The following is a 6,636-nucleotide window of genomic DNA, read 5'->3' as shown; positions in this document are numbered from 1 at the left end:
GGCGCGCGTGCGCTGCGCGGACCCCGGCCAACGCCCCGCCCGCGCGCCGCACGCGCCGTCGCGGCCGAACGGCGCCGTCGGCGGATACGATCGGCAGCGGACCTCTGGGGCGGTCCGTCGGCCCCCCGTCGGCGCACCCCCCGATGACGAGGCCGTCCGCGGGTCAGCCCGGTGCTGGTCCGCCGCCGACGGGAGGAGGTGGCATGGGAGTTCTCGACAGGTTCGAGAAGGGCGTCGAACGCGTCGTGAGCAGCGCGTTCGCCAAGGCCTTCAAGAGCGAGGTCAAGCCGGTCGAGCTGGCGAGCGCCCTGCGCCGCGAGGTCGACGACCGCGCCGCCGTCGTCGGTCGCGACCGCACGGTCGTGCCCAACGAGTTCACGATCGAGCTCTCCCCCGCCGACCACGACCACGTGCAGGACTGGGGGGCGGAGCCGCTCGCGGACGAGCTCGCGGCCAACGTCACCGAGTACGCGACGCAGCAGCGCTACGCGTTCGTCGGGCCGGTGACCGTCGCGTTCGTCGAGGACGACGAGCTCGAGACCGGCCGGTTCCAGGTCCGCAGCGCCACCGTGCGCGGCGCCGTCGCCCCGGCCGCGTCCGTCGCCGCCAGCCCGCGCCACCCGCTGGTGGACATCGACGGCCAGCGGTACCTCCTCACCGGTCCCGTGACCGTCATCGGGCGCGGCAGCGAGGCGGACATCATCGTGGACGACCCGGGCATCTCCCGGCGTCACCTCGAGATCCGCGTCACGCCCGACGGCGTCGTCGCGTCCGACCTCGGCTCGACCAACGGCACGTTCGTGGAGGGGCACCAGGTCCCCGCGGCCACGCTCGTCGACGGCAACACCATCACGATCGGCCGCACCCGGATCCTGTTCTGGACGGGTGCGGACGAGGACGAGGACGGGTGACCGCCGGGCATGAGTGAGCTCACGATCACCCTGCTGCGGCTGGGCTACCTGGTGCTGCTCTGGGTGTTCGTCCTCGCGGCGATCGGCGTGCTGCGCCGCGACCTGTACGGCACGCGCATCGTCAACCGGCGCCTGCGCCGCGGCACCGCGGCGGTCGCGCCGCGACCCGCGCCGGCCGTCGCGACCGACGCCAAGGCCGCCCCGTTCCCGCGGCGTGAGGTCACTCCGCGCCGGCTCGTCGTCACGGCCGGACCGCTGCGCGGCACGACGCTGCCGCTCGGCTCGTCGGCGATCCTCATCGGCCGCGCGCCGTCGTGCACGCTCGTGCTCGACGACGACTACTCCTCCTCGCGGCACGCCCGCGTCTTTCCCCAGGACGGCGAGTGGTGGGTCGAGGACCTCGGGTCCACGAACGGCACGTTCCTGGGCCGCGAGAAGGTCACCGCGCCCACGCCCGTCCGCGCCGGTGCGCAGATCAAGGTCGGGCAGTCCATCCTCGAGCTGCAGCGGTAGGCGCCCGTGACCATCGCCCTGCGGTACGCCGCCCGTTCCGACGTCGGCCTCGTGCGCGCCAACAACCAGGACTCCGCGTACGCCGGTCCGCGCCTGCTCGCGGTCGCCGACGGCATGGGCGGGCACGCCGGCGGCGACGTCGCCTCGTCGGTCGCCGTCGCCCACCTCGCGCCGCTCGACGACGAGGCGCACGGGCCCGACGACGCCCTCGCCGAGCTCAGCCAGGCGCTCACCACGGCGCACGACGAGCTGCTCGCGCGCGCCGAGGAGAACCCCGAGCTCGCCGGCCTCGGCACCACGGTCACGGCCCTGCTGCGCTCGGGCAACAAGCTGGCCATGGCCCACATCGGCGACTCGCGCGCCTACCTGCTGCGCGACGGCGAGCTCACGCAGGTCACGACCGACCACTCCTTCGTGCAGCACCTGGTCAACACCGGCAAGATCACCGCGGAGGAGGCCGAGCGCCACCCCCAGCGGTCCGTCCTCCTGCGCGTCCTCGGCGACTTCGACATGGAGATCGTCCCCGACATGTCGGTGCGCGAGGCGCGCGTCGGCGACCGGTGGCTGCTCTGCTCCGACGGCCTCTCCGGCGTCGTCAGCGCGGACACCCTCGCCGAGACCATGCGCACGGTGACCGACGTCGACGCGTGCGCCGACCAGCTCGTCCAGCTCGCGCTGCGCGGCGGCGCGCCGGACAACGTCACGGTCGTCCTGGGCGACGTCGTCGAGGTCGACACCCTTCCCGACGGGTCGGGGCCGGGCACCGGGACGCACGTCGTCGGCGCCGCCGCGCTGGACCGCAACCGGCCCACCATGGGCGGCACGGGCGCCGCCGCCCGCGCGGCCGAGCACGCCGCCCGGGCGCGCGCCGAGCAGGAGGCCGCCGAGCCGTCCCCGCCCCCCGCCGACGAGGAGGAGGACGACGAGCGCCCGGTTCGCCGACGCCGGCGCATCGTCGCCGCCGCGGTCGTCGTCGTGCTCCTGGCGCTCATCGGCACGGCCGGCTGGCTCGGGTACCGCTGGACGCAGGACCAGTACTACGTGGGCATCGACGACGGCCGGGTCGCCGTCTTCCGCGGTATCCCCCAGACGATCGGCCCGATCCCGCTGTCCTCCGTCGTGGAGACGACCCCCACGCGCGTCGCCGACCTGCCGGGCTTCATGCAGGACCGCCTCGAGCAGACGATCCCCGCGGAGACCCTCACCGCCGCCCGCGAGCGCGCCGAGGACCTCGGGTCCGAGGCGGACGAGACGTCGTGACGGTTCGACCGTCCCGCGCACGGGGGGTGTCGTGATGGCGACGGTCGCACCCCACCGCGTGCGTCCCGGGCGCACCATGGAGCTCGGGCTCCTCGCGATCGCCCTCGCGATCGGCGTCAGCGCGTACGCGCTGGTCGGCACCGCGACGACGGGCACCCTGCCGGCGGACATCTTCGGCTACAGCGCGGGCCTCGTGGGCCTCTCGCTCGGCCTGCACCTGGTGATGCGGTGGCGCGCCCCGTACGCGGACCCGGTCATCCTCCCGGTCGCGGTCGCGCTCAACGGCATCGGGCTCGCGATGATCTACCGGATCGACGTCGCGGAGAGCGTCGGCGGCCAGCAGTCCACGTTCGCGGAGCGGCAGCTCGCCTGGACCGCGCTGGGCATGGTCCTGGCCGCCGTCGTCGTCGCGCTGCTGCGCGACCACCGCACGCTGCGCCGGTACACCTACACGGCGATGGTCGTGGGTCTCGTGCTCCTCGTGCTGCCGCTGATCCCCGGGCTCGGGGCGCTGGTCAACGGCGCGCGCATCTGGATCCGCATCGGCGGGTACTCGTTCCAGCCTGCCGAGTTCGCCAAGATCGCCCTGGCCGTCTTCTTCGCGGGCTACCTGGTCACGACGCGCGACACCCTGGCCCTGGCCGGGCCGAAGGTGCTGGGCCTGCAGCTGCCCCGCCCGCGCGACCTCGGCCCGATCCTCCTCGCGTGGGCGGCGTCGCTGGCGGTCCTCGTCTTCCAGCGGGACCTCGGCACCTCGCTGCTCTTCTTCGGGCTGTTCGTCGCCATGCTGTACCTGGCGACCGAGCGGCTGAGCTGGGTCGTCATCGGCCTCGGCCTGTTCCTCGGCGGGGCGGCGCTCGCCGCGAGCACCTTCAGCCACGTCGGCGCCCGCTTCGAGGCCTGGCTCAACGCCTTCGACGACGACGTCTTCTACGCCTCGCCCGGCGGCTCCGGACAGCTGGTGTACGGCCTGTACGGCATGGCGAATGGCGGGCTGTTCGGGACCGGCTGGGGCCAGGGGCGCCCGGACCTGGTGCCGTACGCGGAGTCCGACTTCATCATCGCCTCGCTCGGGGAGGAGCTCGGCCTCACCGGCCTGCTCGCGATCCTCGTGCTGTACCTCGTGCTCGCGGAGCGCGGCCTGCGGACGGCGATCGGCGTGCGCGACGGCTTCGGCAAGCTCTTCGCGGGCGGCATGGCGTTCGTCGTCGCATTCCAGTGCTTCGTGGTCGTCGGCGGCGTCACCCGGCTCATCCCGCTGACCGGCCTGACCATGCCGTTCCTCGCCTACGGCGGCTCGTCCCTGCTCGCCAACTGGGTCATCGCGGCGCTCCTGCTGCGCATCTCCGACAGCGCCCGCCGCCCCGCTCCCCCGCCGGGCGCGCCCGAGGTCGCGTCGTCAGCGGACCACGGCGGGTCCGGCGGGTCCGCGTCCGGCGACGACCGCCAGGCCACCGAGGTCATCCACCTCGAAGGAGGCCGCGCGTGAACACGCCCCTGCGCCGCCTGGCCTCCGTCGTCATCGTGATGTTCATGGCCCTCATGGCCGGCAGCACCGCCGTGCAGTACTTCCAGGCGGGGACGCTCAACAACGACCCGCGCAACGTGCGCACCCTGTACCGCGAGTACGGGCACCCGCGCGGGCCGATCGTCGTGGGCGGCGAGGCGATCGCCGTCTCCACCCCCGTGGACGACCCGTTCGGGTACCAGCGGAGCTACCCCTACGGCGAGCTCTACGGGCACGTCACCGGCTACTACTCGATCGTCTTCGGCCGCAGCGCGATCGAGCGCGCGATGAACACCGAGCTCAACGGGACCGCCGACTCGCTGTTCTACTCGCGCATCCAGGACCTCGTCACGGGGCGCCAGCCCCAGGGCGCGATCGTCGAGCTGACGATCGACCCCGCCGTCCAGCAGGCCGCCTGGGACGCCCTCGGCGACCAGCGCGGCGCCGTCATCGCCCTGGATCCGAGCACCGGCGCGATCCTGGCCATGGTGTCCAAGCCGTCCTACGACCCCAACGTCCTGGCCAGCCACGACACCCGCGCGGTCAACGAGGCCTGGCAGGCGCTGGAGGCGGCCGAGGGTGACCCGCTCGCCAACCGGGCGATCGCCGGCAACACGTACCCACCCGGCTCGACGTTCAAGCTCGTCACCGCGGCGGCCGCGCTCGAGGGCGGCCTGACCCCGGCGTCCGAGATCGCGGCCCCCGTCGAGCTGGACCTGCCGGAGACGACGGCGACCCTGCGCAACTTCGGCAGCAGCGCGTGCAGCCCCACCGGCACGACGACGCTGGCCGACGCGCTGCGGATCTCCTGCAACACGGCCTTCGGCCAGCTCGGGCTCGACCTGGGCCAGGACGCGCTGCGCGAGCAGGCCGACGCGTTCGGCTTCGACACGCCCCTCGACGTGCCGATGAGGGTGGCGGAGAGCCACTTCCCCGACCAGCTCGACGCGCCGCAGACGGCTCTCTCGGCGATCGGGCAGTACGAGGTGCGCGTGACCCCGCTGGAGGTGGCGATGATCTCGGCGGCCGTCGCCAACGACGGCGAGCAGATGCGGCCGTACCTGGTGCGCTCGGTGCGCAGCCAGGACCTCACGGTGGTGGAGGAGACCAGGCCGACGGAGCTCGCGCGCCCCGTGAGCGCGGCGACGGCCGCGTCCCTGCGGGACATGATGGTCGGCGTCGTCGAGAGCGGCACGGGCACGGCGGCCCGGATCCCGGGCGTGCAGGTCGCCGGCAAGACCGGCACGGCGCAGACGACGGAGGAGGCCGCGCCGCACGCCTGGTTCACCGCGTTCGCGCCGGCCGACGCGCCGCAGGTCGCCGTCGCCGTCGTCGTGGAGCACGGCGGTGCCATGGGCAGCGAGGCGACGGGCGGCGCCGTGGCGGCGCCCATCGCCCGCGCGGTGATCCAGGCGGTGCTCGCCCGGTGAAGCCCGCCGTCGCCGTCGCCCTGGGAGGGCGCTACCGCCTGGTCTCGCGCATCGCCGTGGGCGGCATGGGCGAGGTCTGGGTCGGGCACGACGAGGCCCTCGCGCGCGACGTGGCCGTCAAGGTGCTGCGCGAGGAGTTCGCGGGCGACGCCGGCTTCCTCGAGCGGTTCCGCACGGAGGCCCGCAACAGCGCCCAGCTCTCCCACCCCAACATCGCCCAGCTCTACGACTACGGCGAGCAGGACGGGTCGGGCTTCCTGGTCATGGAGCTCGTGCTCGGCGAGCCCATGTCGGACCTGCTCGACCGCCAGCCGGTGCTGCCCACCCGGCGGCTGCTGCCGATCCTCGCGCAGACGGCGCGAGCGCTGCACGCCGCGCACGTCGCCGGCGTCGTGCACCGGGACGTCAAGCCGGGCAACATCCTGCTCGCCCGCTCGGGCCGCGTGAAGATCACCGACTTCGGCATCTCGACCGCGAGCAACCAGATCCCGATGACGGCCTCGGGCATGGTCATGGGCACCGCGCAGTACCTCTCGCCGGAGCAGGCGATCGGGCGCGCCGCCACGCCCGCCTCGGACGTGTACTCGCTCGGGATCGTCGCCTACGAGGCGCTCGTCGGGAACCGGCCCTTCACCGGGCCCACCGCGGTCGACATCGCCATCGCGCACGTCAACACGCCGGTGCCGCCGCTGCCCGGCGACATCGACCCGGAGCTGTCCGCCCTGGTCATGCGGATGCTGGCCAAGGAGCCCGAGGCCCGGCCGCGCTCGGCCGCGTCGCTCGCCCGGATGCTCGACGGCATGCTGGACCGGACCCCTCCCGGGGGCGTCCCGATGGCGGCGTACGGCCGGCACGCGCGCACCGTCGACCTCATGGACGCCGCCGAGCTGGCCGACACGCCGACGCGGCCCACCCGGGTGCCCGGCCGCGCGGCGGAGCCCGCGTCGCCGAGCGTGCCGTCCGGGCCCTCCGTGGTCGACGCCCCGGTGATCGCGCCCGCGCAGGCCGGGCCGCC

The 6,636-nt window shown here is 74.3% G+C and carries 6 protein-coding genes; all 6 read left to right on the top strand.

What is annotated here, in order from left to right; genetic code table 11:
• Positions 1-203 precede the first annotated feature (203 nt).
• Positions 204-911 carry a DUF3662 and FHA domain-containing protein gene (locus IDM29_RS13520; RefSeq protein WP_182112577.1) on the top strand — a complete coding sequence of 236 codons (708 nt, stop codon included), beginning with the start codon at positions 204-206 and terminating at the stop codon, positions 909-911.
• A gap of 9 nt (positions 912-920) precedes the next feature.
• On the top strand, positions 921-1,424 hold the full coding sequence (locus tag IDM29_RS13515) for an FHA domain-containing protein (RefSeq protein ID WP_182112576.1): 504 nt from the start codon (positions 921-923) through the stop codon (positions 1,422-1,424).
• Between the two features lie 6 nt (positions 1,425-1,430).
• Positions 1,431-2,684: a PP2C family serine/threonine-protein phosphatase gene (locus tag IDM29_RS13510; protein ID WP_182112575.1), complete on the top strand. Its 1,254-nt coding sequence runs from the start codon at positions 1,431-1,433 to the stop codon at positions 2,682-2,684.
• Positions 2,685-2,718: 34 nt separating this feature from the next.
• Positions 2,719-4,173 carry an FtsW/RodA/SpoVE family cell cycle protein gene (locus tag IDM29_RS13505; protein ID WP_182112574.1) on the top strand — a complete coding sequence of 485 codons (1,455 nt, stop codon included), beginning with the start codon at positions 2,719-2,721 and terminating at the stop codon, positions 4,171-4,173.
• Positions 4,170-5,621: a penicillin-binding protein 2 gene (locus IDM29_RS13500; protein ID WP_182112573.1), complete on the top strand. Its 1,452-nt coding sequence runs from the start codon at positions 4,170-4,172 to the stop codon at positions 5,619-5,621. Before IDM29_RS13505 ends, IDM29_RS13500 begins: the two co-directional genes overlap by 4 nt.
• The coding region (locus IDM29_RS13495) for a serine/threonine-protein kinase (protein ID WP_188037638.1) at positions 5,618-6,636 on the top strand (1,019 nt) is incomplete at its 3' end. The genes IDM29_RS13500 and IDM29_RS13495, both read left to right, overlap by 4 nt.

Origin of the sequence: Actinotalea sp. JY-7885 (assembly GCF_014525465.1) — a bacterium.
Classification (GTDB): Bacteria; Actinomycetota; Actinomycetes; order Actinomycetales; family Cellulomonadaceae; genus Actinotalea.
Note: the sequence above shows the minus strand (reverse complement) of the source record. Positions and strands in the feature narration are given on the sequence as shown.

What these genes read in the sequence shown, in the direction of transcription:
- IDM29_RS13520 (WP_182112577.1), top strand. Translation starts at nt 204, where the DNA reads ATGGGAGTTCTCGACAGGTTCGAGAAGGGCGTCGAACGCGTCGTGAGC.
- IDM29_RS13515 (WP_182112576.1), top strand. Translation starts at nt 921, where the DNA reads ATGAGTGAGCTCACGATCACCCTGCTGCGGCTGGGCTACCTGGTGCTG.
- IDM29_RS13505 (WP_182112574.1), top strand. Translation starts at nt 2,719, where the DNA reads ATGGCGACGGTCGCACCCCACCGCGTGCGTCCCGGGCGCACCATGGAG.